This window comes from Arthrobacter sp. 147(2020) (assembly GCF_013116715.1).
In the GTDB taxonomy this organism is placed as follows: domain Bacteria; phylum Actinomycetota; class Actinomycetes; order Actinomycetales; family Micrococcaceae; genus Arthrobacter_D.
The window spans coordinates 1-20,732 of the sequence record NZ_JABFOM010000007.1 but is presented as its reverse complement, the minus strand read 5'-3'; the positions used below and the strand labels follow the sequence as shown (position 1 = coordinate 20,732).

Sequence of the window (20,732 nt, the reverse complement as noted above, 5' to 3'; positions counted from 1 at the left end):
GGAGTGCGTTATTGAGAGTCGGCGGATGGGGGGAACAACAGCACCAGCAACATCGTCACGCCCCCGACCAAATAGAACAGGGCCATCGCGGCAGCCGAAACTTCCCGCGAGTACGGGAAGGGACGGGTCCGCTGCATCCACTTCAGGAAGCTGGCAACGCTGCCCGGCGAGGCACTACCTCGGGTTGATGACATGTTGACCTTGCTGTTCGGAAGCCAACCAATACGCTTCTTGGCACGACTTATGGACAACCTACAGCAGATCCCCGGTCAGGGTTCATCCTGTCTGGGTGATGCGACAGGAATCTTGCCGCAGGACACTGGCGGAGTATAAGCATCCATCGCCGCCTGCGGTGTTGGGAGTCGTTCGATGAAGGAGCATCATGGAGCGCAGATCTCTCCGGTTCGGGGGTTTCGCAGCCGCCGGAGTTATAGCGATTTCTCTGGCCCTGACCGGGTGCAGTTCCCCCACCCCTGAAGAAAATGTGTCGCAGGCCTGCACCGAGGCCGAAGCCTTGGCCACGGCGGTCGAGGACTTCCGTACAGCGCTGACGGCCGAATCCACGGTCGAGGAAGTCCGGTCGGCACGGGACGCCGTCGTCGATGCCTATGAAACGCTCATGGCAGAGGCACAGGATGTGGCCCAGGACCGGATGGACGACCTGGAGGCCAGTGTCATGGAATTCCGATCGGCGGTCGACGACGTGCCCGAAGATACGGCGCTGCCGGACGCCGTCGAGGACCTGCGCAGCGAAGCATCCGACGTCGGATCATCCCTTGACGATCTTGAGTCCGACCTGACGTGCTAACCCACGTCCCCGACCACCAGTGCATGTCGCCCAAAGGAGTGAAAAATGGAAATTCTGTCGAGAGTCTGGGATTTCTTCTGGCTACTGATCTGGATCTACGCCCTGATCGCGTTCCTGACCCTGCTCTTTTCGGTCATCACCGACCTGTTCCGGGATGGGAATCTGAGCGGCTGGCTTAAGGCAGTCTGGCTGGTCTTCCTCGTCTTCGTCCCCTTCCTATCGATTCTCGTGTATCTCATCGCCCGGGGCGATGGCATGGCGACGCGCGGGCAGCGGTTTGCCGACGAACGTCGCGAGGAGCAAGCCGCCTACATCAGGTCCGTCTCGGGGGCGAGCCTCAGCGATGAGATTGCAAAGGCCCGGGCTCTGCTCGACGCCGGGACCATCAGTTCGGAAGAGTACGAGCTGATCAAGCGGCAGACGCTCGCACAGTAGTCAGCCAAATGACCCCAGGAATGACCCCACCCGGGGAATTCACCCACCAAGTTTCACTCACTTAGGAGTAGCAATGGATTTCTGGACCAGTTTTTGGAACATCTTCTGGTTCCTCTTCTGGATCTACGCGGTACTGGCCTTCGTTACGATCCTCTTCTCAGTCATCGCCGATCTCTTCCGCGACAAGGCCCTCAAGGGCTGGCACAAGGCGGTGTGGCTCATCGGCCTGGTTTTCCTTCCTTTCCTGTCAATCCTCGTGTACTTGATTGTTCGGGGCGATGGAATGGCAACCCGGAACCAGGAGCAGGCGATCGCCCGTCAGGACGCCCAATCGGCGTACATCCGGTCGGTCTCAGGTGTCAGCCTCAGCGACGAAATCAATAAGGCACGGGCACTGCTCGACGCCGGCACCATCACTGATGAGGAGTACACCCTGATCAAGCAGAAGGCCCTCAGCGCCTAGGAGGGAACTGCTTCGGCGGGCAGAAGGCGTCACCGGGCATGGAAACACCAGACGGCCAGGGACCGGCCGCGACCGCACCCGCGCATACCCAGGGCGTGATCGCAGTCGGCATGTGTGTTGCGGTCTGGTGGCCCTCGTTCACCCTCGGGGCCTGGGGCCGGCTGTTTTTTGATCAGGTCCTGACGGTCTGGGCTGCGGCGACCGCGGCCCTCCTCGTTGTCATCTTCCGCAGGGATGGAGAACGGTATCGGTTGCGCCGGGCGATCGCCCTCTTCCTGCCCACGGTGTGGCTGATCCTCGTCATTGTCGGCAGGGACGACGGGAGCCCGCTGGATGTACTGACCGACCTCCTGGGGAATGCCATCGCCATCGTGGGTATACCGGCGACCATGTGGGTGCTGGCCAGGGTTGTCTGGCCCGCATTGGGCTCCGACCTGCCCCTGGTACGACGGGCCCTGGTGATCGCCGCGGTGGCCTCCATCGCCGCTACCGCCTACGCCCTCGGGGTAAACCATTCGGTCTTCCTTACCTGTGAGGACTTTACCGTGAGTGGGAACTCGGAACCGGACGGCTGCACCGAGAGTCCCTGATCGCGCCCTGACCGACCGACAGAGTCGCGGTGGATTAGACGCTTGCCCCCGGGACGTGGCCACGGTCCGCCGAATACACCATCATCTTCGGTGCGCGGGCCACCAGAAGCCACACGGGCAGCACAGCCAGGCACAAGACGGCAAGCAGGGAGATATCACCGACCACGATGATCGCGATGAACAGGGCAATCCACCCGTCCCGGCATTCCGCCAGCACAGCCCCAAGAATTCCGCTGGCAAGGGCCAGACCGAGAGGGATGCCGGGGAGGAGGGACTGAGCCAGGAGACCCACCGCAGCCCCGATGAAGACTGCGGGGAAGATCCGTCCACCCCGGAAGCCGGCAGTAGCGGCCACCAGCAACGCTGCGAGCTTGACAGCGATAATGAAGACCAGCTGGGTCGCTGAGTAGTCCTCCGCGCCCCGGATCAGGTCCGCCATCTGTTGACCACCCTTGAACAGCGTGACCGAGCCTCCGACCGCTCCCAGCACGCCGAGGATCATCCCGCCAACGGTGGTGTAGATCCATGGTTTCCCCCATTTCCTGAAGACGGCATGGAGCGGCCGGAAAATGATCGCGCCCAGCAGGATGATTAGCGCCGCAACGCTGGCCACAACACCGGCGGCCAGCAGATCCGACAACCGTGGTGCCCCCAGTGCGGGAATGCCCGTCGCGCCAAACTGGGGCCCATCGATCACCCTCATCGTCAGTGATCCGGCGGCCGCCGCAAGGAGGGGGAGGAAAAGCCGGTCCCACAGCGCGCCGCCGGACTTCGCTGCGGCGACCACCCCGGTGAACACCAGGGCCGCGGCAACGGGCGTACCGAAGAGCGCCCCGATGGTTCCCGCTGCTGTCACCAAGACCACCAGTTCCACGCCGATCTGTGGCCATAGCCTTCCGACGAGGGCCACGATGACAGCGGTATTGATTGCGATGATCGGGGACTCGGGGCCCAGGCTGACTCCGCCCGCCAGCATCAGGACCGTCACCAGGAGAAGCCCGGGAACGACGGCGAGCGCCAGCGGCGGCGCGATGAGCTCGACCGTCGCCGTATCCCGACCGCCGTGACCGGGGACAAAGGACAGGATGAGTCCGATCGCCAGCCCGGTTGCGGTGAGGACGGTGAAAATCCACCAGCCGGAATCGGGGGAGAGGCCCCAGGCGCCCGGAAGGTCAACCCAGAGGACGTGTTCGAGCAGGTGGGCGGCTTCCTCGACGAGGAATAGTCCGAGGGCTGCGACGACACCTACTGCGGCCGCGGGGAGTGAGAGGCCCAGGAGCGTCCGGATTGCTGGTTCCCCTTGTCCGTCCACATCTGCCATTCTCCTCAGGGCGTTGGAGGCCAAATCACCCTGCGCGGGTGATCCCGTGCCTGAAGCAGGGGAGGGACAGTAGGCGTAGGACGCACCGGCAACGGATCGAGTCATGATGAACGCGCAACCACGTAAGGATCTTGTCGGCGAGCCGGGTCGCCCCAACCTCAGCACGCCCGTCCCACCGTCGACGGGGGAGGTGCCTTCCACACGGCGGGACGCGCAGCGCCGGAACCGTCAGCCCCTGTCGCCGTTCGCGCTGGGGTTTTCGGTAACCCTCGGCGCAATTGTTGCGCTGGGTCTGGTGATGTCGCTGGTGGCGATGTCGTCAGTGGTGTTCACCGTCTTCGCCGCACTGTTCATCGCACTGGCCCTCAACCCGCTGGTCAACCTGCTGACGCGGGCGGGCCAATCGAGGGGCAGGGCGATCTTCGTCGTCGCCCTGGGATTTGCCCTGCTTGCCGGCACCACGCTGGTCCTCGTGCTGCCCCCGTTGATCCGGCAGGCACTCGCGCTGGCCCGTGCACTGCCGGGCAGTATCGACAGGTTGGCGGACCAGCCCGTGGTACAGAGCCTGAATACCTTGACCAACGGTGGTGCCGATGCTGCGATTGACTGGCTCAACGAGCTGGTCGGTCATCCCTCGTTCTGGGCCGTCGTCGCCGGCGGCGCCCTGGCGATCGGCGGAGGCATTGCCGGCGGGGTGTCTTCCGCGTTCTTCACCGCCGTGCTTACCCTGTACTTCCTGGCCTCGCTCAAAAGTATGAAGCGGGGTTTCTACTCGCTGGTCAGCCGGTCCAAACGCCATACCACCATCTACCTCACTGAACAGATCACCGACTCCATCGGACGCTACCTAGGCGGCATGGTGGTGCTCGCTGCGATCAACGCCGGGTTCAGCCTGATCATCCTGACCCTCACCAGGGTTCCCTACGCAGGTCTCATCTCGTTTGCGGCGTTCTTCATCACGCTGATTCCCCTGATCGGCACGGTGGTGACAACCGTTTTCATGAGCATCTTCGCGTTCCTCAGTTCGCCCGTCTCGGGCCTGATCGTGCTGGTGGCGATGCTGGTGTACATGCAGGTCGAGGCGTACATCCTGACGCCGAAGGCGATGGGTAAGGCGCTGCACATTCCAGGGGCTACCGTGCTCATCTCGGCTACCGCCGGGGCCGTGCTGATGGGGTTCATCGGGGCGCTCATCGCGACCCCAGTGGCAGCGGCGATCACCCTGATCGTTCGCCGCGTGGTGGTTCCGCGGCAAAACGCCCGCTAGGCGGGAGCAGGCGAGAACGGGTAAATGTCGGCGTCGGCACCGTGCACCACAAGGTAGGAGGATTCAGGGACCTCCTGCCACGCGCCCTCAAGGTCTCCCAACGGTTCGGACACTATCAGGCGGGCGTCGTCGGACAGGCCTTGCAGCAGTTCGTGGGTCGGATGGAGTGCGCGGAGCGCCGACATGTCGGTGCTTCTGAAGAGCGAACGCGACCTTCCCTCGGTGGAATACCGGAAAGCCCACGTCGTTTCGCCGTCCGTCACCGCGACCGTCATCTGCAGGGGATGCTCAACGCCGTAGCGCCGGCCGATCTCCTCGATCCGGTGGACCGCGCGTGCCACAGCCCGGGGAGGGTCGTCAGTGAGCCCGAAGGTCAGCGCAAGGTAGAAGAACAGCTCGGAATCGGTGGACCCCTCGATCAGGGGGAACAGCTCCGGAGCGATGTCCAGGGTCATGTCACGCTTGATCTTCGGGAAGTCGTTGATCAGCCCGTTGTGCATCCACAGCCACCGGTCGTAGCGGAACGGGTGGCAGTTGGTCTGCTGGACCGCGGTACCGGTTGAGGCCCGGATGTGCGCAAAAACCCGGCCCGACCACGCAAGAGCTGAGAGTTCGCGCAGGTTGATGTTGTTCCACGCGGGATCGGTGCTGTGGAAGAGGCCTGGGCGGGGGAGCGTTGAATACCAACCGATGCCGAAGCCGTTCCCGTTGATCGCTTCCGCTCCCAGTCGCGAATGCTTGCTCTGCATCACCAGGGAACGCTCGGGTTTGTACAGCAGGTCCTCCAGATTGACGGGTGTTCCGGAGTAGGCAATCCAACGGCACATGAGTCCACCTTTCCGGCCTCATCTCACCACGGGCTGGTCAGGTCAAGGCTCACCCGTCAGGGGTGAGCCCTGACGGTAGGACGTAGGAAGCGGCGTCGGCGGTGATCACCGCCGGTGATTCCGGATCGGTGTTGTCGATCACGAGGGTTGCCCTGGCCGCGGGATTGCACAGCGCGAAATAGATCTCCTGGCCCCCTACGTATCGGCGCATCCCCGGGTGCCGGGATCGGCAGGGGAGCCATCGCGGACTGCCATCCGCCGGGCCGTTACCTGGAAGGGGACATCAAGGAACACCGAAAAGTCCCAGGAGCGCATCACCTCATCGCGGTGCAGGAACAGACCATCCAGGATGACGATGGAACCCGGTGGGGCGAACTCGCAGGGCGGGGTGACCGGTGCATCGGAGAGAAGGTCGTGGGCGGCGGGACGGAACCATCCCGAGCCGCCGGGGGCCAAAGGGTCAAGCACACGCTCGTGGAGGCTCCGGTAGTCATAGGAATCGAGCCAGAACCCGTCAGGGGACGAGGGTCCGAGCCGATACCGAAGACCCCGGCGGTGGTGGAAGTTGTCCAGACTGACCCGCGCGACGGTCTGGCCCTGCAATCGCAGGTACTCCGCAAGCGCATCGGCGAAGGTGGTCTTTCCCGCACCGTCCACCCCGTCGATGCCCACCAGGGTGCGCCGGGCGCCCGCAGACGGTGTGATGGCCGCAGCAATTCCCGCGAACACCGTCGCGACAGACCCTACTCCCACCGTTCCACAGTCGTTGCGCGGGGGATGAGCACCGGCTTCAGGAGGACCGATTCGGTCTCCTCACCATTGATCCGCCGTTGCAGCGCGGCGAAGCTGAGCTCTCCCATCTCGGTGAGCGCCGAGCGGACGGAGGTCAACGGAACCGGCAGGTTGGCGGCCAGATCGACGTCGTTGTAGCCCACCAGGGCCACATCCTCCCGCAGGTGTTTCCCGACGGCGCGAATGGCCCCCATGGCGCCAACCGCTGTCAGGTCGTCCACAGCGAAGATTGCCGACGGCGGGTGCTGAAGGCTCATGAGCTGGTCCCCGGCGAGCCTCCCCGCCCGGGCACCGAAACCGGAGTTCACCACGTAGTGGTCCTCGATCGGGTACCCAGCAGCCTCGAAAGCGGTCCGGAAGCCTTGGGTCCGCTGCAAGCCGGTGCTGGCCAGGAGGTCACCGGCGATCACTCCCACCCGTTGGTGTCCCAGCGACAGCAGGTGTTCGGCCGCAAGGCGGCCACCGAGGTGGTCGTCGGTGGTCACTGACAGATGGCCCTCGAGTTTACGCATCACCAGGACGTACGGCACACCTCGCTGCTGCAACTCGAAGGCAGCGGTGTCTCCGATGTGCGAGTCTCCGATGATCACGCCATCGAGCCGGCGGGACAGCAGGGCATCCAGCCGGCCGCGCCGACGAGCCGGGTCGTCAAGAGTATTGGAGACGACAGTGGTGTACCCGGCAGTGCCCGCCGCGGCGTCAATGCTCTCGTAGATGGTGGCCAGGACAAGGTCGGTCAGGCGGGGCACCAGAACCCCGATAAGTCGGGAACTTCCGGTGCGGAGCGCTGCCGCTCCGACGTCGCGGTGGTACCCCAGCATGGCTGCCAGCTCCCGGACCCGACGGACGGTGTCTGACCCCACCCCTGAGGGATCCTCGCTGAGGGCGCGCGAAACGGTTGATACATGGACCTGGGCATGCCGGGCAACGGTCGCCAGCGTTACCGGTCTCTGGCGCTCAACGCCTGTCAGATCAGCGATAGCTTTGCCCCTTTCACTTCTATAGCGCAGTCTACGGCCACGTGCAGTCGTCAGCGCAATGGTTTGCGCGAACCTGTCCCTACGCGCGCCGGGAGGGATCAGGGGCGAGAAGTTAATTCCCTCGAAACCTTGACGTAACGAGGCCTGAGTAGTGTGATGTAGACCATATTCGTACGAGCGTTATGTGTTCGCAACGGCATGCAAACGATTGCACAAGCAGTTCGTATTCCACCGACCAAGATCGACGAAAGGCCTTCCTTTGCACACTTCGAGCCACACGATCGAGGCAGCCGAGCGGCTGGGAGCGGGAATTACCGAGATCTCCGGCTACCGTGAGGCCTCACGGCCGGGGTGGACCCGGGATGTGTTCAGCGAGGCCTACCGCGAGTCCCGGCAGTGGACAGTTCACCGCATGAAAGATGCCGGACTCGAAGTGCACACCGATGGTGCCGGCAACATCGTGGGCCGGCTTCCCGGAACCAACCCCAATGCCCCCGCTCTCGTCACCGGTTCCCACACGGACACGGTCGACGGCGGCGGCCGGTTTGATGGAATTGTCGGAGTCCTGGGGGCGCTCGACGCGGTACGGCAGCTGCGGGAAGGTGGCACCTCACTCACCCGGGACCTCCTGGTGGTCGATTTCTTCGGCGAGGAATCCAACCCCTATGGACTGAGCTGCCTCGGCAGCCGGGCTGCGGCCGGCGAGCTGACCGCCCAGGACCTGGACCGTACCGACTACCGGGGAGTCACCCTCGGTGAAAGCTATTCACGCTTCGGTCTCGACCCGGCGGCCACCCTGAACTCCCACTGGGCCCGCAGGACCGGATTGCACGCGTTCCTCGAACTGCACATCGAACAGGGCCCCACCCTCGAGCAGCGTGGGCTTCCCCTCGGGATAGTGACGGGCATCGCGGGAATCCAGCGGCTCCTCGCGGTCTTCACCGGTTCACCCGACCACGCCGGGACCAGGCCGATGACCGACCGCGCCGACGCCATGGTTGCCGCTGCCGAAGCGGTCCTTGCCGTCCGACGGGAAGGATGCGGAGCGCCCACCCACGGCGTAGCCACCACCACCCGCCTCGAATCCGAGTCCCGCTCACCCAACGTGGTTCCCTCACTGGTCAGGATGACCAGCGAGGTGCGAAGCGTCGACGCCGACTGGCTCTCCGGCGTGAAGGGCCGCCTCGCCCAGGAAATTCTCGGCCAGGCCAGCCACCACGGTGTGGACGTCGACTTCACCTGGTCAACTGACAACGAGGTGGTCCACACCCACCCGGGTGTCCACGACACCGCAGCGCGGGTCGCCGACACCCTGGGCGTCCCCTGGATGCCGGTTCCCAGCGGCGCCACTCACGACGCAGTCCACATGGCGACCCTCGCGCCGATGGGCATGATCTTCATCCCCTCCAAAGCCGGCAAGAGCCACTGTCCCGAGGAATGGACAGACTTCGCCGATGTCGCGACGGGTGTGACAGCCCTGACCCAAACACTCATCGCCCTCGACCAGACAACACTCACCGGCCATTCCTAGACCATCCCCGCCAATGATCCGTCCCCCTTTCCCCCTGGAGCAGTCATGAAAACCGCAGTCATGCCCGGAGGATCCACCGATATCCTCGCCATCGCCAACATTCCCATCCTGTGGATCCTGGCGATCGGTGTTTTCGGAGCGATCATCCTTCAATCAGTGATCTACATGCGCGCAGCCCAGAAGGCTGGTCCCTCGGCCAACATCTCGCAGGCCGAGCTGAAGACCTCGTTCAGGGCTGGCGCCGTGGCAGCGATCGGACCCTCCCTCGCGGTGGTCCTGGTCAGCGTCGCGCTCCTGACCCTGTTCGGAACCCCTGCAGTGCTGGTCCGGATCGGCCTGGTGGGATCCGCTGCCACCGAGTCGGCGTCGGCATCGCTCGCCGCGGCCACCATGGATGCCACGCTGGGCGGTCCGGACTACACGCAGGCGGTCTTCGTTGTCGCTTTCATGGCCATGAGCATGTCCGGCGCCATGTGGATGATCGCCACCCTCGCCCTCACCCCGCTGCTGAAGCGGGGAGACTCCAAACTGCGGCATGTCAACCCGGCACTGATGGCCATCGTGCCCGCCGCCGCGCTCATCGGTGCCTTCGCCAGCCTGGGCATCGCCGAGCTCGGGAAAACCCCGGTGCACATCATCACAGTGATCGTGTCGGCCCTGGTGATGGGTATCTGCCTCTTCCTCGCCAAGACGCTGTCCGCCGCCTGGCTCCGGGAATGGGGCCTCGGCATCGCCATCCTGGTGGGCCTCGCGGTCGCCTATTTCGCCCACACCGCCGGCCTCGCTCCCGCAGCGGCCTGAGCAGCACCCTCCACGAAAGGAACATGCCATGAGCTTTACAGCCATTGCTGAACAGACCGCCGCCGTCGACCAGTTTGACCGCACCACGTCCCGCTGGGGACGCATCACCATGATCATCGCGCTCGTGTTCTCCCTTGCCGCCCCCATCTACCTGGTCCTGTTCACCGACCTGGGCATCACCTCCGGGATGATCTGGACGGCGTTCTTCGCCGTCGCTGCCGCGTTCTTCGTCCTCTGGTTCGTCGAGCCGATCACCTACTACCCGGTCCTCGGCCCGGCCGCCATGTACCAGGCGTTCATGATCGGCAATATCGCCAACAAGCTGCTTCCCTCAGCCCTGGTGGCCCAGGCCGCAGTGGGTGCAAAGGCAGGAACCAAGCGCGGAGAGTTCTCGGCTCTGATGGCCATCTGTGGGGCCGCTATGGTCCATGTCTTCTCGATGCTCCTGTTCGTCGGAGTGCTTGGCACCTGGCTGGTCAGTATCATTCCCACCGATATTGTCGACGTCGCGCGGCTCTACATCTTCCCGAGCATCATCGGCGCCGTCCTGGTGCAGCTCATCGTGACGATGAAGCAGCCCCGGGTGACGGTGATCGCCGTCGTCGTTGCCGTCGTCGTCCTGTTTGTCCTGGTGCCCGCCGTTCCCGCCCTCGCGAAGCCAGCCACTGGCATCGTGGTGCTGCTGACCGCGGTGCTCGCCTGGTTCCTGCGGTCCAGGAACTCCGACGCCGCCGCCGTCCAGGAACACCCCGGCATCTAGTCCGCCGTCCTCACCACCACCTCCACGATAGGAACCCCATGACCACCGAGACCACCTCGCTCGAACTGTCCGCCGATCACCGCACGGCCATGCACGAGCTGTACCGTCATCTGCACGCCCACCCGGAACTGTCCATGCAGGAAACCCAGACCGCCGATTTCATCCTGAAGGCACTCACCGACCTGGGAATCGAAGCGTACCTGTGCGGCGGAACCGGCGTCGTCGGAGTCCTCCGCAATGGTGAAGGCCCGGTGGTCGGCTTCCGCGCCGATACTGATGGCCTGCCCATGCAGGAGGACACCGGCCTTGACTACGCCAGCCAGGCGAGGGGGCACCTCGCCGACGGGACCGAGGTGCCGGTGATGCACGGGTGCGGTCATGACACGCACATCACCGCAGCACTGACGGCGGCGAGGCTGCTCAGCGAGGGGCTTCAGACCTGGTCGGGCACTGTGGTGTTCATCTTCCAGCCGGGTGAGGAAACAGCCGCCGGGGCCAAAGCCATGGTGGAGGACGGAATCTGGGACAAGGCACCTAAACCCGAGGTGATCTACGGCCAGCACGTCTGGCCGGGCCTCGCCGGGACGGTGAACATCAGCCGCGGCACCGCGATGGCCATGGCGGACTCCTGGAAAATCACCGTCCAGGGCCGGCAGGCGCACGGGTCCCAGCCGGATCAGTCGATCGACCCGATCGTGCTCGGCGCCCACATGGTGGTGCGGATCCAGACGATCGTCGCCCGGGAAGTGCACCCGATGAAGTCGGCGGTCGTCACGATCGGCACCTTCCACGCCGGGCTGAAGGAGAACATCATCCCTGACACCGCCGAGTTCTCGGTCAACGTGCGCACCTTCGACCCCGAGGTGCGGGAGCGGGTGCTTGATTCCCTCCGCCGCATCATCAAGGCGGAGGCCGACGCATCCGGCGCCCCGGCGCCGTCGATCGAGGAAATCTCCAGCTTCCCGGAGTGCTACAACGACCCCGACACCACTGATGCGCTGATCAAGGAGTTCCACCTGACGCTGGGCGAGGACTCAGTCAACGAGGTTCCGCCGGTCATGGGCAGCGAGGACTTCGGCTTGTTCGCGACGGCCATCGGGGTGCCGTCCGTGTACTGGATGTTCGGCGCCTACAACCAGGAACGGCTCGACGCCGACACGCCCCTTCCCGGCAACCACTCGCCGCACTTCGCCCCCGACATCGAACCGACCCTCACCACCGGCGTCCGTGCCGCCATGACAGCCATCCTCTCGAAAGTTGCGCGATGACCGGCGGACCTATGGATCTCTCGGCGACGGCGCTCACCGGCGCGATCCGCCGTCGTGACATCTCTGCCCGGGAGGCGCTCGAGGCGCACTTCGTCCGGATCGACGCGGTAAACGCGAAGATCAATGCGGTCATCACCCAGGACCGGGACGGCGCACAGCGGCTGGCTGCGGCAGCTGATGAGCTGACGGCGTCGGGGGTCGACCTGCCACCACTGCACGGTCTGCCGATGACCCACAAGGACACCAACAACACCAAGGGGATGCGGACCACCCAGGGGTCAGTGATCTTCAAGGACCATGTGCCGACGTTCGACGATCTGGTGATCGGCCGGCTGAAGACTGCCGGGGTGGTGACCACAGGGAAGACGAACGTACCGGAGTTCGCCGCCGGATCGCACACGTTCAACGAGATCTTCGGGACCACCACCAACCCATATGACGCCACTGTGAGCGCCGGAGGGAGCAGCGGGGGAGCCGCCGCCGCGATCGCGGCCCGCATCCAGCCGCTGAGCGACGGCAGCGACATGGGCGGGTCACTGCGCATCCCGGCGTCGTTCTGCAACATTGTGGGCTTCAGGCCGTCAGTGGGCGTCCTGCCGATGTCGCCCACCCGCAACGCGTGGGCCTGGCTGGGGCGGACCGGGCTGATGGCCCGCGACGTCGAGGATATCGCCCTGGGGATGAGCGCGGTCGCCGGCGCGCATCCTGATGTTCCCTACCCCTATCCGCTGGGCAGCAAGCGGTTCAGCGACCCGTTGCACAGGGATCTCACCGGCCTGAGGATCGGCTGGTCGCCCGACTTTGGGTTGGGGGTCCCCGTGGAGAAAGAGGTGCTGCGCGTTCTGGAATCCCAGCTGCAGGTCTTCGTGGACCTGGGCGCGACCGTCGAGGAGGCGGCGCCCGACCTGCGGGACGCTGACCAGGTCTTCGGCATCACACGGGCGTTCGATTTCCTCCTGGCCTATGGGACGCTCCTTGAGAAGCACGGGGAGGTAATCAAACCCGAGGTGCAGTGGAACGTTGAACAGGGCAAGGCGTTGACCGGCCGCGATCTGGTCGCTGCCGCGCTTGCCCGGACCCGGTTGGCCGGGAAGGTGGCCGACTTCTTCACAAGGTTCGATGTCTTCGTCAGCCCGGTGGCCCAGGTGTTGCCCTTCGATGCCACGCTGCGCTACCCCACAGCGGTTGAGGGCGTCGAGTGTGAAACCTACCTCGACTGGATGCGGTCCGCCTGCCTCATCTCGGCGACGGGACTTCCCGCGGTCTCGGTCCCCGCCGGTTTCAGCACCACCGGGCTCCCGGTTGGTCTGCAGCTGACGATGCCCCACGGAAGGGATGTTGACCTCTTGCAGGTGGCGTACGGGTTCGAGCAGGCCACTGGTTACGCGAAGCAGGCGCCAACCCTCTGATCCGTCCGTCCGGCAGCCCGCCTCGCCCCGATCCGAAGGGGGAGGCGGGCCGGTCTGGCTAAGCCTCATCCGATCGGACTAGACCGGGCGGGGGAGTCGGACCCCCGTGCCCGCTGACTACACTGGCATCCATGATCGATTCCGTGCGCCCAGTACCGCGAAGGCGCGACCGGTGAACCTCCTCGCATGGCTCAGGCTCCACACCGTCGACAGTGACGACAACCGGTGGGAACGTCCCGGCCCCACCCGGGAGGAGCTGCGCAGAGATGTCCTCGGGGTGCTCGTCTTTGCTTTGGTCAGCGCCTTCACGCTCGAACTGACCCGTGGATTCGGGATGGTCACCGAGGACAGCCACCCGGTCTGGGTTCAGCACCTGGTGCTCGCGGGTATGATCCTGCCGCTGGTGCTTCGCCGGAAGTACCCGGTGATCGTCATGCTGGTGATGTCCACCCTGTTCATCCTCCTAAGCCTGCTCTCGCCCCTGGTGTCGCTCCAGCTCTCCTATCAGGTGGCCTACTTTGCGTCCCTCTACTCAGCCGTCGCCTGGGCCAGAGATCGGAGAACCTTATGGATCTGCACCACCGTAGTGGTGGTTGCGATGACCCTGTGGATTATCCTCGGCCTCACGGTGGCGAACACGTTCGATGGCATCCTCGCCCAGTACGAGGACAACCCCGAGTTCACCGGCGGAATCTTCGAGCCACTCACCTCGGTGGCGCTGTACAACTTCGTTGTGAACTTTGCCTATTTTGGCGGCGCCATCCTCGCGGGCATGTCCTCCTGGCGCAACGCGCTGCAGCGCACCCAGCTGGCAGAACAGGCAGTGCTACTCAGCGACCAGGCGGAAGAACTGGCACGGCGGGCCGTTGTGGAGGAGCGCCTGCGCATCGCCCGTGAACTGCACGACGTCGTCGCGCACCACGTCTCGGTGATCGGGGTGCAGGCTGGTGCCGCCCGCCGGGTAATCGACAAACGCCCCGACGTCGCAGTCGAGTCACTGCGCACCATCGAACAAGCCAGCCGTCAGGCGGTGACCGATATGCGGAACCTTCTGGGTGTGCTCCGTGCTGAAAGCTCAGAGGCCGGCGCAGCGAATGACGGGGGCCGGCGACCCGAGCCCGGACTCGACGACCTTGAGGAGTTGGCCCGCCAGCACCGGGAGCTGGGGCTCACCGTCAGCTTCGGCCGGGTGGAGGACATTCCCGGCGCGCTCGCCGAAATCTCGGCGCCGCTGGCACTCTCGCTGTTCCGCACGGCCCAGGAATCCCTGACCAATGTGCGGCGGCATTCAACCGCCGGGTCTGCGGTGATGACCCTGCGGACCGGACGCGCCGGGGAGCAGCGGTGGGTTGAGCTCGAAACAGTGGACAATGGGATGCCACGCGCAACTTCCGACACCGGGTCCGGGTATGGCCTGCAGGGAATCCGTGAGCGGGTGGCCCTCCACCGGGGCACCGCAGAAATCGGGCCGCGCTCGGAGGGCGGCTGGCGGGTTCGCGCCAGATTCCTGCTCCACTGACCATCTGGACCACCTGCTGAACCAACTGCTGAAGGACACCCATGGATTCCATCCGCGTGCTGCTCGCCGACGACCAGGCCCTGGTCCGGGCAGGGTTCGCCACCATGCTCTCCATCGAGGACGACATTGAGGTGGTGGGACAGGTCACCAACGGTCAGGAAGCCGTGGACTTCGCCAGCCAGCACGACGTCGATGTCATCCTGATGGACGTCCAGATGCCGGTGATGGACGGCATCCAGGCTACTGAGCTGATCACCCGGGCGCACCGGGGCAGGGTCATCATCCTGACTACTTTCGAGCGTGAGGACTATCTGTTCGACGCGATCCGCGGCGGTGCCAGTGGTTTCCTCCTGAAGAACGCCGACCCTGATGACCTGATCGCCGCCGTGCAGGCTGTCGCCGGAGGGTACGCGCTGCTCGCCCCCGAGGTCACAGTCCGGGTGATCGAGCGCTTCGCCAAATCCCTTGAGGCTGCAGGAACGACGCCGGCAGCCCAGCCGAGCAGCGAACACCGTAAACGCCTCGATTCCCTCACCCAGCGGGAGAAAGAAATCCTCGCCAGCCTGGCCACCGGCCTCAGCAACGCCGAACTCGCCAGCAAGTTCTTCCTCGCTGAGGCCACAGTGAAGTCCCACGTCTCCTCACTCCTCGCGAAGGTCCAGGTGCGGGACAGGGTGCAGGCAGTGGTCTTCGCCTACGAGAGCGGACTCATCCGTCCGGGGGAGTAACAGGTTCCGCCTTTTGGCTCATCCGGTGCCCGGCCCTGCTGCCTAGGCTTGACTCCAGGAAGACAACCAGGAGGAAACAATGCTGCAGGTCCAGAACCTCACGCGGCGCTTCGGCGAGAACCTCGCCGTCGACGACGTGAGCTTCACTATCCCGTCCGGAAAGATGACCGGCTTCGTCGGCGCCAACGGGGCCGGCAAGACCACCACCATGAGGATGATCATGGGGGTGCTCACCGCCCACGGCGGCGAAGTCCTGATGGACGGCAAGCCCATCACCGCCAGTGACCGGTCCACCTTTGGCTACATGCCTGAAGAACGCGGACTCTATCCCAAACAGCCGATCCTCGACCAGCTGGTCTACCTCGGCCAGTTGCACCGGATGACCCCCTCTGACGCCCGTGCCCAGGCGCAGGACCTGCTGGACCGGTTTCAGCTCGGCGGCCGCGGGAAGGACAAGCTTGAGTCCCTCTCCCTCGGCAACCAGCAGCGCGTCCAGATTGCCGCATCGCTGCTGCACCGGCCGACAGTCCTGATCCTCGATGAGCCGTTCTCCGGACTTGATCCGGTCGCGGTGGACTCGATGGTCGAGCTCCTCCGCGATCGCACCGCCCAGGGCGTCCCCGTGTTGTTCTCCAGCCACCAGCTGGATCTCGTCGACCGGTTGTGCGACAACCTGGTGGTCCTGCAGCAGGGCCGGCTTGTCGCATCAGGCTCGGGCGAGGAGCTCCGGGCGTCGGCACCCCGTCGTCACCGGCTGACGGTCACCCCCGACGCCGGGTGGGTCCGCGAGGAAGCTGGAGTGCGGGTCATCGACGTCGCCGGCCAGGACGCCGTGGTGGAACTCGACAATGATGACACCGCGCAACGCCTGCTCGCCACAGCAATGACCCGCGGCAGCGTGCACGAATTTAGCCGGATCAGGCCAAGCCTGAGCGAAATCTACCGGGAGGTTTCCCAATGAGCACCGAAACACGTGTCAAGGATCGTGAGGGGAGCGCACCTTCATCGCAGGATGCGCGCCCCCGGTCCACGGGGACGCAGCCGCCCTGGCTGATCGTGACCCTGCGGGAAGTCATGATCAAGGTCAGGGACCGCAGTTATGCGATCAGCACCCTGGTCACCCTGGTGTTGATTGTTGGCGGTGTGGTCTTCAACGCCTTCATGATGAACCGTGGCGACGACTTCTCTGTTGCGGTCCAGTCGGATTCCGCCACAGCAGTGGTCCAGCTCGCCGATGAGGCGGGTCAGGCCAACGACGGCAACGTCACCTTCACCGCCGTCGAGGCGGACTCCGATGACGCCGCAGTAGAACTGGTGCGGGCCGAGGAAGCCGATGCGGCGCTGCTGCAGGGGTCCGACGGCGCCTGGCAGCTCACCGGGAAAACCGAGATCGACTCGGGAATCACCCAGCTTGTGGGCGAGGCGCTGAACGCGTTTGTCCTGGAAAGCAATGCCGCAGCTGTCGGCACGACAGCCGAGCAACTGCTCTCCGGCGCCGAGCTGGAACAGATACTGCTGGAGGGCAGCGCCGAAAACCAGTTGCTTGCCACCATCGCCGGCTTCGTTTTCAGTTTCCTGTTCTACATGGCGTCGATCATCTTCGGCATGGCGATCGCCAACTCGGTGGTCGAGGAGAAGCAGAACCGGGTCGTGGAGATCCTGGCCACCGCCATCCCGATCCGTCAGCTGCTGTATGGAAAGGTATTGGGCAACACGATCCTGGCCATGGTCCAGCTGGCCCTCTACGGCGGCGCCGCGTTGCTGGCGCTCAACCTCACGGACACCGCTGACCTGGTCGGCAGCATTATCCCTGCCTCCGGCTGGTTCCTCGTGTTCTTCCTCTTTGGGTTCCTGATCCTCGCCGCCATCTGGGCAGTACTCGGGTCCCTGGCGAGCCGGCCCGAGGACCTGAACAACAATTCGACTCCGGTGATGGCACTGATCTTTGGTGCACTCTTTGTCGGGTTGTTCGCCTCGGGCCAGTTCCTGGTGATCGCCTCCTACATCCCGGTGGTGTCTTCAGTCGCAATGCCGATCCGGGTGCTGAACTCTCCCGTGGCACTGTGGGAGCCTTTGCTGTCACTGGTGATCGCACTGGCCGCGGCCGTCGCACTGCTCCACCTCGGCGAGAAGATCTACCGCCGGGCAGTCATGCAGGGTGGCGGAGCGCTGAGCCTACGGAAGGCGATGAAGCTGGAACAGTAGCAGCCATCGAGGTGGTCTTTGCCGGGTCGGCTAGGGTGCCCAGGTGGAGACCACTTCGATAATGGAGAACCGCTTGGCTGCCTCGGTCTCCTCGGAGCTCAGCCCCAAGGGGACAGCCATCACCCCGTAGTCCCCGGGTTCGAGATCGGGTCCGAGGCTGATTTCGAAGGTGTAATTGCCGTTGGCGTCGGCGTAGGTGACCGGGTAACCAATCAGCGAATAGTCACTTTGAACGGGTGTGAAGATCACCTGGATCTCTGCTCCCGGCGCGTAGCCCGAGCCGGCGATGTTCCAGGTGGTACCCACATGGCGGACAACCCGCTGGCCATCCCAGGTGGAAACCAGTTCCAGGTCGTCATAGCTACCCGACAGCCCGGGAATCGGAGGCTCTGAGGTTTCAGTGATCGGCTCCTCGCTAGGCTCCTCGGTTGGCTCAGCCTCCATGGTCGGCTCGGTGGTTGGAGCAGGAGTAGCCTCAGCTGTCGGTTCTGGTGTGGTCGGCTCAGTAGTTGGTGCGGGAGAAGCTGCCGCGGGCTCAGCGGTCGGTGCGGCAACGGCGGAGCCTGCTGGACTCGAGGCGGGGCTGGGCGACACCGTCGCCGTCGCTGCCGGGGACGCGCTCGCGTCTGAGTCAGTTGCCTCGGCCGCGGGTCCAACGTTGGCGGCGCACCCCGTCAGGAGGAGGGCGGAGATAGACAGGGCAAAAAAGGGCGAGAGCTTCTTCACGGGCGGTGCTTTCAGTGAGACGGTGAGTAGATGTCTTGGACATTACAGACGCGACGCGCCATCTGACAGCACAACTTGGTTACGTGGTCGAACCGTTATACAGCGATTCAAACGGCGTCCGGTTCGAGGCCGGATTTCACCGATCAGTCAGCTGAGGAACTGTCCCTGACAGTCGTCGAATATTCGTAGCCCTCCCGGACCAGGCGGGCCAGAATGTCCAGATCAACGTCGGCAAGTTTGTTGATATAGATGCACGAACTTCCCCGCTTGTGTTTGCCAAGTTCGGCGAGCAATCGTTCTGAGTCATCGCCATAGCTGAGCCCGTACAGCATCAGGTTTGCTGAGCGCGGCGAGAATCCGACGGCGAACGCATCACCGGTCCGGCCCGAGTCATACCGGTAGTGGTAGTGCCCAAAGCCCACCATTGTGGGTCCCCACATGACGGGAACCTCACCGGTTGCTGACTCCATCAGCGTCAGCAGGGTCTCCGCGTCCTTGCGCCGGACGGGATGTGCAACGGCCGCGACAAACTCGGTGGATTCTGCGCCCGTCGGGCCAGTGGGGGAATCAGCCATCGGTGATCGCTTCCACCGGGTCAGCTCAGGCACAGGCAGAACGGATGCCCGGCGGGGTCGAGGTAGACACGGAAGGTCTCTCCGGGCTGGACGGCGGCCTTGGTACCACCCAGCCCCAGCACCACTGACTCGCCATGATCGAGGTCCTGCACCATCAGGTCGAGGTGCATCTGCTGCGGCGCGTCCTGCCCGGGCCACTCCGGCGCACGGTAGTTCTCCACCGACTGGAACGAGATGCAGTTGCTTCCGTCGTCCGGGCGGATATCCACCCATCCGTCATTGACGTCAGAGCGCCAACCAAGGATTTCGCCGTAGAACGCTGCGAGCGACGAGGCGTCGGGACAGTCGATGACCACACTGGGGTAGCGGGCAATTGCCATGCCGGAATACTACTGCCAGGTCCGGCGAATATGAAGGCATAATTCCGGAAGTAGCGGTGAAAAGAGAACAGGGGGTTGACAAATAAATTAATTGTTCGCGATTGAGGATCTTTTTACGCTCGTAGGGGTTACTCTGACAGAAGGAACCGAAGAGCTAAGTACCCTTCGGTTACTAGTCTCGCTTGATCATCTCGCATTGTGTCTACTCTCTCTCGTGACCTAAATCGAGATCGTTCGCTGTGGATCGGGCCATGGCGAGGGTCGCGCTCTTGGGCGCACTCTCGCTGCTGAAAGGCATCCACATGAGCACCAGTCATTCCCACAGAAAAAATGGCAACTTTGCCAATCCACAAACGCGGGCTGTGGTCGGCGTCGTCGCAGCCACCACCGCTGGGTTCATGGTGCTCCTGGGGGCACTTACCGGACAGCCAGCTGCTTTTGCGGCCGACGCTCCTCTGCTGAGCACCGCGGCAAACTATTCGGTACTTGCCGGCACCACAGTCACCAATACCGGGGCAACGACCCTTAATCGCAGGCTCGGGCTGAGCCCGGGAATGTCAGTCACCGGTGCCCCAGTTTCAGCCGGAGAAGACATCGCGAACCCCGCGGCAGTTCAGGCAAAATCGGACCTTGACACCGCCTACAACAACGCTGCCCTTGAACCGAGTACCGCCAGCGTGGCGGCGGAATTGGGTGGGCTCACCCTGGTGGAAGGCGTATATACCAACGCTACGGGACTCGGACTCAACGGGGCGCTGACCTTGAATGGCCAGGGCAACCCCAACGCTGTATTTATCTTCCAGGCCGGATCGACCCTCACCACCGGTTCGAGCAGCAGCGTCCAGTTCATCAACGGGGCCCAGGCCTGCAACGTCTATTGGCAGGTCGGTAGCTCGGCGACCCTGGGCTCCGGCTCAGCTTTTGCGGGGACCATTCTGGCGCAGACCTCGATCACTGTGAATAGTGCTTCGACTATCGACGGGCGTGCACTTGCCCGCGATGGCGCTGTAACCCTGAACAACAACGTCTTCACCAGCTCGGAATGCATCACGGCGACCGTCCCGCCGACTACGACGCCCGTCCCATCACCGACGACGACGACGCCGGTGCCTTCCCCTACAGTGACGACGCCGGTTCCCACTCCTACGGTGACCACCCCTACGGTGACGACGCCGGTTCCCACTCCTACGGTGACCACCCCGGTGCCTACATCTACGGTGACCACCCCGGTGCCTACACCAACGTTGACCACCCCGGTGCCCAGCCCTACGGTCACCACCCCAGTCCCTACGCCGACGCTCACGACGCCCGTTCCCACACCAACCGAGACCACACCGGTGCCGACCC

At 64.3% G+C, this 20,732-nt stretch carries 23 protein-coding genes and 1 pseudogene; 15 read left to right on the top strand and 9 right to left on the bottom strand.

Features of this window, described 5'->3' with window-relative positions:
• Positions 1-8: 8 nt before the first annotated feature.
• Positions 9-194: a hypothetical protein gene (locus tag HMI58_RS06975; protein ID WP_171618632.1), complete on the bottom strand. Its 186-nt coding sequence runs from the start codon at positions 192-194 to the stop codon at positions 9-11.
• 188 nt (positions 195-382) lie between these two features.
• Here HMI58_RS06975 and HMI58_RS06970 point away from each other — a divergent pair, with 188 nt between their 5' ends.
• The 4 genes from HMI58_RS06970 (at position 383) to HMI58_RS06955 (ending at position 2,296) form a co-directional block, all read left to right on the top strand.
• Positions 383-808 (top strand): hypothetical protein, encoded by a 426-nt coding sequence (locus HMI58_RS06970; RefSeq protein ID WP_171585278.1) that lies wholly within the window; start codon positions 383-385, stop codon positions 806-808.
• A 45-nt stretch (positions 809-853) separates the two neighbouring features.
• Complete coding sequence (locus HMI58_RS06965; protein ID WP_171585277.1) at positions 854-1,243, top strand: SHOCT domain-containing protein; 390 nt, start codon at positions 854-856, stop codon at positions 1,241-1,243.
• Positions 1,244-1,316: 73 nt separating this feature from the next.
• The gene (locus HMI58_RS06960) at positions 1,317-1,706 is read left to right on the top strand and encodes an SHOCT domain-containing protein (RefSeq protein WP_171585276.1); all 390 of its coding nucleotides are present in this window, start codon (positions 1,317-1,319) and stop codon (positions 1,704-1,706) included.
• Between the two features lie 38 nt (positions 1,707-1,744).
• Complete coding sequence (locus tag HMI58_RS06955; protein ID WP_225668424.1) at positions 1,745-2,296, top strand: hypothetical protein; 552 nt, start codon at positions 1,745-1,747, stop codon at positions 2,294-2,296.
• A 34-nt stretch (positions 2,297-2,330) separates the two neighbouring features.
• Here the strand turns inward: HMI58_RS06955 and HMI58_RS06950 are convergent, their stop codons facing one another.
• Positions 2,331-3,617: an ion channel protein gene (locus tag HMI58_RS06950; RefSeq protein WP_171618631.1), complete on the bottom strand. Its 1,287-nt coding sequence runs from the start codon at positions 3,615-3,617 to the stop codon at positions 2,331-2,333.
• A 103-nt stretch (positions 3,618-3,720) separates the two neighbouring features.
• Between HMI58_RS06950 and HMI58_RS06945 the strand changes: the two genes are divergently transcribed.
• A complete protein-coding gene (locus HMI58_RS06945; protein WP_171618630.1) occupies positions 3,721-4,884 on the top strand; it encodes an AI-2E family transporter in 1,164 nt (387 codons plus the stop codon).
• Here the strand turns inward: HMI58_RS06945 and HMI58_RS06940 are convergent.
• From HMI58_RS06940 to HMI58_RS06930, 4 genes are read right to left on the bottom strand one after another with little or no spacing between them, the layout of a single operon-like run.
• On the bottom strand, positions 4,881-5,711 hold the full coding sequence (locus HMI58_RS06940) for a class II glutamine amidotransferase (protein WP_171618629.1): 831 nt from the start codon (positions 5,709-5,711) through the stop codon (positions 4,881-4,883). The two genes, HMI58_RS06945 and HMI58_RS06940, sit on opposite strands and share 4 nt — an antisense overlap.
• A 49-nt stretch (positions 5,712-5,760) precedes the next feature.
• Positions 5,761-5,922, bottom strand: a complete 162-nt coding sequence (locus HMI58_RS14530; protein WP_205207985.1) for a hypothetical protein — start codon at positions 5,920-5,922, stop codon at positions 5,761-5,763.
• Positions 5,907-6,464, bottom strand: a complete 558-nt coding sequence (locus HMI58_RS06935; protein WP_205207984.1) for a uridine kinase — start codon at positions 6,462-6,464, stop codon at positions 5,907-5,909. The genes HMI58_RS14530 and HMI58_RS06935 overlap by 16 nt, the downstream gene beginning before the upstream one ends.
• Positions 6,455-7,441 carry a LacI family DNA-binding transcriptional regulator gene (locus tag HMI58_RS06930; RefSeq protein ID WP_225668436.1) on the bottom strand — a complete coding sequence of 329 codons (987 nt, stop codon included), beginning with the start codon at positions 7,439-7,441 and terminating at the stop codon, positions 6,455-6,457. Before HMI58_RS06930 ends, HMI58_RS06935 begins: the two co-directional genes overlap by 10 nt.
• Before the next feature lie 301 nt (positions 7,442-7,742).
• On the opposite strand from HMI58_RS06930, the gene HMI58_RS06925 reads away from it, so the two are divergent.
• The 9 genes from HMI58_RS06925 to HMI58_RS06885 all read left to right on the top strand — a co-directional run bounded on the left by HMI58_RS06925 (position 7,743) and on the right by HMI58_RS06885 (position 17,704).
• Entirely contained in the window at positions 7,743-9,014 is a 1,272-nt protein-coding gene (locus HMI58_RS06925) for a M20 family metallo-hydrolase (protein ID WP_171618628.1), read from the top strand.
• Positions 9,015-9,059: 45 nt separating this feature from the next.
• Complete coding sequence (locus HMI58_RS06920; protein WP_171585271.1) at positions 9,060-9,815, top strand: DUF5058 family protein; 756 nt, start codon at positions 9,060-9,062, stop codon at positions 9,813-9,815.
• 28 nt (positions 9,816-9,843) lie between these two features.
• The gene (locus HMI58_RS06915) at positions 9,844-10,575 is read left to right on the top strand and encodes a hypothetical protein (protein WP_171618627.1); all 732 of its coding nucleotides are present in this window, start codon (positions 9,844-9,846) and stop codon (positions 10,573-10,575) included.
• 38 nt (positions 10,576-10,613) lie between these two features.
• On the top strand, positions 10,614-11,843 hold the full coding sequence (locus tag HMI58_RS06910) for an amidohydrolase (protein WP_171585269.1): 1,230 nt from the start codon (positions 10,614-10,616) through the stop codon (positions 11,841-11,843).
• The gene (locus HMI58_RS06905) at positions 11,840-13,252 is read left to right on the top strand and encodes an amidase family protein (RefSeq protein WP_171618626.1); all 1,413 of its coding nucleotides are present in this window, start codon (positions 11,840-11,842) and stop codon (positions 13,250-13,252) included. The genes HMI58_RS06910 and HMI58_RS06905 overlap by 4 nt, the downstream gene beginning before the upstream one ends.
• Before the next feature lie 172 nt (positions 13,253-13,424).
• Positions 13,425-14,771, top strand: a complete 1,347-nt coding sequence (locus tag HMI58_RS14935) for a histidine kinase (RefSeq protein ID WP_171618625.1) — start codon at positions 13,425-13,427, stop codon at positions 14,769-14,771.
• A 41-nt stretch (positions 14,772-14,812) separates the two neighbouring features.
• Positions 14,813-15,499, top strand: coding sequence for a response regulator transcription factor (locus HMI58_RS06895; RefSeq protein ID WP_171585266.1), 687 nt, complete (start codon positions 14,813-14,815; stop codon positions 15,497-15,499).
• Between the two features lie 79 nt (positions 15,500-15,578).
• Complete coding sequence (locus HMI58_RS06890) at positions 15,579-16,460, top strand: ATP-binding cassette domain-containing protein (protein ID WP_171618624.1); 882 nt, start codon at positions 15,579-15,581, stop codon at positions 16,458-16,460.
• A complete protein-coding gene (locus HMI58_RS06885) occupies positions 16,457-17,704 on the top strand; it encodes an ABC transporter permease (RefSeq protein ID WP_171618623.1) in 1,248 nt (415 codons plus the stop codon). The genes HMI58_RS06890 and HMI58_RS06885 overlap by 4 nt, the downstream gene beginning before the upstream one ends.
• A gap of 30 nt (positions 17,705-17,734) precedes the next feature.
• On the opposite strand, the gene HMI58_RS06880 is transcribed toward HMI58_RS06885, so the two are convergent.
• The 3 genes from HMI58_RS06880 to HMI58_RS06870 all read right to left on the bottom strand — a co-directional run bounded on the left by HMI58_RS06880 (position 17,735) and on the right by HMI58_RS06870 (position 19,385).
• Positions 17,735-18,430: a hypothetical protein gene (locus HMI58_RS06880; protein WP_171618622.1), complete on the bottom strand. Its 696-nt coding sequence runs from the start codon at positions 18,428-18,430 to the stop codon at positions 17,735-17,737.
• 143 nt (positions 18,431-18,573) lie between these two features.
• Entirely contained in the window at positions 18,574-19,005 is a 432-nt protein-coding gene (locus tag HMI58_RS06875) for a DUF1801 domain-containing protein (protein WP_171618621.1), read from the bottom strand.
• Positions 19,006-19,025: 20 nt separating this feature from the next.
• The gene (locus HMI58_RS06870) at positions 19,026-19,385 is read right to left on the bottom strand and encodes a VOC family protein (RefSeq protein ID WP_171585261.1); all 360 of its coding nucleotides are present in this window, start codon (positions 19,383-19,385) and stop codon (positions 19,026-19,028) included.
• Between the two features lie 1,042 nt (positions 19,386-20,427).
• Between HMI58_RS06870 and HMI58_RS14640 the strand changes: the two are divergent.
• Positions 20,428-20,732 (top strand): annotated as a pseudogene (locus HMI58_RS14640) (hypothetical protein); the annotation flags it as partial.

Bases quoted from the DNA above. Each gene is read 5' to 3' on its own strand.
- HMI58_RS06975 (WP_171618632.1), bottom strand. From the start codon at position 194: ATGTCATCAACCCGAGGTAGTGCCTCGCCGGGCAGCGTTGCCAGCTTC.
- HMI58_RS06970 (WP_171585278.1), top strand. From the start codon at position 383: ATGGAGCGCAGATCTCTCCGGTTCGGGGGTTTCGCAGCCGCCGGAGTT.
- HMI58_RS06965 (WP_171585277.1), top strand. From the start codon at position 854: ATGGAAATTCTGTCGAGAGTCTGGGATTTCTTCTGGCTACTGATCTGG.
- HMI58_RS06960 (WP_171585276.1), top strand. From the start codon at position 1,317: ATGGATTTCTGGACCAGTTTTTGGAACATCTTCTGGTTCCTCTTCTGG.
- HMI58_RS06955 (WP_225668424.1), top strand. From the start codon at position 1,745: ATGGAAACACCAGACGGCCAGGGACCGGCCGCGACCGCACCCGCGCAT.
- HMI58_RS06950 (WP_171618631.1), bottom strand. From the start codon at position 3,617: ATGGCAGATGTGGACGGACAAGGGGAACCAGCAATCCGGACGCTCCTG.
- HMI58_RS06945 (WP_171618630.1), top strand. From the start codon at position 3,721: ATGATGAACGCGCAACCACGTAAGGATCTTGTCGGCGAGCCGGGTCGC.
- HMI58_RS06940 (WP_171618629.1), bottom strand. From the start codon at position 5,711: ATGTGCCGTTGGATTGCCTACTCCGGAACACCCGTCAATCTGGAGGAC.
- HMI58_RS14530 (WP_205207985.1), bottom strand. From the start codon at position 5,922: ATGCGCCGATACGTAGGGGGCCAGGAGATCTATTTCGCGCTGTGCAAT.
- HMI58_RS06920 (WP_171585271.1), top strand. From the start codon at position 9,060: ATGAAAACCGCAGTCATGCCCGGAGGATCCACCGATATCCTCGCCATC.
- HMI58_RS06915 (WP_171618627.1), top strand. From the start codon at position 9,844: ATGAGCTTTACAGCCATTGCTGAACAGACCGCCGCCGTCGACCAGTTT.
- HMI58_RS06910 (WP_171585269.1), top strand. From the start codon at position 10,614: ATGACCACCGAGACCACCTCGCTCGAACTGTCCGCCGATCACCGCACG.
- HMI58_RS06905 (WP_171618626.1), top strand. From the start codon at position 11,840: ATGACCGGCGGACCTATGGATCTCTCGGCGACGGCGCTCACCGGCGCG.
- HMI58_RS06895 (WP_171585266.1), top strand. From the start codon at position 14,813: ATGGATTCCATCCGCGTGCTGCTCGCCGACGACCAGGCCCTGGTCCGG.
- HMI58_RS06890 (WP_171618624.1), top strand. From the start codon at position 15,579: ATGCTGCAGGTCCAGAACCTCACGCGGCGCTTCGGCGAGAACCTCGCC.
- HMI58_RS06885 (WP_171618623.1), top strand. From the start codon at position 16,457: ATGAGCACCGAAACACGTGTCAAGGATCGTGAGGGGAGCGCACCTTCA.
- HMI58_RS06875 (WP_171618621.1), bottom strand. From the start codon at position 19,005: ATGGCTGATTCCCCCACTGGCCCGACGGGCGCAGAATCCACCGAGTTT.
- HMI58_RS06870 (WP_171585261.1), bottom strand. From the start codon at position 19,385: ATGGCAATTGCCCGCTACCCCAGTGTGGTCATCGACTGTCCCGACGCC.